The 1,549-nt window shown below is 58.0% G+C and carries 1 protein-coding gene; it reads right to left on the minus strand.

Going from position 1 to position 1,549, the window contains the following annotated elements; genetic code table 11:
- A partial coding sequence (locus IVA96_RS11700; protein ID WP_247417248.1) for a transposase occupies window positions 1–475 on the minus strand: 475 nt, incomplete at its 3' end.
- Window positions 476–1,549 lie beyond the last annotated feature (1,074 nt).

Here is a 1,549-nt window from a genome sequence, read left to right on the forward strand (position 1 = left end):
CCTTCTGCCGATTGGCATCGGCCTTGATTAGGCTCGCATCGACTGCAAATCCTTCACCGCCGACCAGTCGTTCCTCGATGCAGCGCCGCAGCACGCTCTCGAACACGCGACGGAAGAGATCGCTCTGCCGGAAGCGGCCATGCCTGTTCTTGGAGAATGTCGAATGATCGGGCACCACCCCATCCAGACCGAGCCGGCAAAACCACCGGTAGGCCAAATTGAGGTGAACCTCATCGCACAGGCGCCGTTCCGATCGGATGCCGAAGCAGTAACCGATCACGAGCATCCGGATCATCAGTTCAGGATCGATCGAAGGTCGGCCGATGCTACTGTAGAAGGGTGCCGGGTCCTGCCTGATCTCTTGCAGATCGACAAACCTGTCGACCGATCTCAAGAGATGGTCGGCGGGAATATGCTTCTCGAGCGAGAACTCATAGAACAAAGCAGCCTGTTCGACTTGCCGATGCCCCATCATGATCTTCAGTCCTGCCAATTAGACAGACTGAATCACTGCTATCCTTGAGTCGCAACTGCCGCCTTTTTCAACAAAATCGGCCCATCAGCGAAGTAGCGGCGCACCTCGTCGAGTCCGCTTAGTGAGGCACGGCGGACTACATCTGCTCAGGTTGAGTCTTCACATTTTGACCCGAAGCCGAGCAAAGCTCCGGCCGTTGTCGCGTCGGCTGCTGAAGGTCTCTGAACGGCCCGCTTGGCCCGGCCTTCATGTCCAAAGGCCTCATCTGAGAACTGAAAGCAGTGAACCGCATTCGTTCCGAGCTGTGGAACCAATTCCACGCCGCTCTGTAATCTACCGGGGACGTGCAGCTAAGCGGAGACACAACGGTCGAACCATTAAGGTGTGCGCCACTAACCGTGGCGGGAGCCGAGATGCCATAACGCCGGCTGCGTCCGCCAAAATCCATCAACACACACCAACTTGGAGGATCAGGAATGTTGCAAGGAATGCGAAAATATTCGCTCGGCGCCGCAGCGGCAGCTGCTCTTTTTGTAATTCCAGTGTCGGCCTCTTCCCAATCAATTGAGGTTGGACCGGGAGGCGTCCGGATGGGAGGTGGGGAATGCGAGCAATTGCGGCGAGCTTGCGAAAACAAGGACGTGCTAGGTGAGCGGGGCGAAGGAAATTGCCGGAGATACCGGGAGACCTGCCAACGGCCAGTTCGGAGGGATGCGTGCGCCGAATTGCGACAAGCCTGCCTCAACAAGGACGAATTGGGCGAACGAGGCGAAGGAAATTGCCGCAGGTATCGCCAGACCTGCAGAGGACGCTTGTAAAGGGCGCTGTTTGTCGGTGTTGCATAGTGATCCGCCATCGCTCGACGCCGCTTCCGTGCACAGATCACCCGAAGGCCGCCTCAATCGGCGGCCTTCGTTCGTATCGGGCCAAGCCTGTGACGTCGCCTTCTGGCCCTTCGGCGAGTGTCGCGCGTCGTGGAAAACTGCCCCCTCAGCGTCACGAGGAATTGCCCCCTCCTCGGATAGCTGGGGAGAGAGTGAATGAAGCAGGAACGAATCACTGAAGGCTCGTCGT

Origin of the sequence: Bradyrhizobium sp. 159, from assembly GCF_023073795.1 — a bacterium.
GTDB lineage: Bacteria > Pseudomonadota > Alphaproteobacteria > Rhizobiales > Xanthobacteraceae > Bradyrhizobium.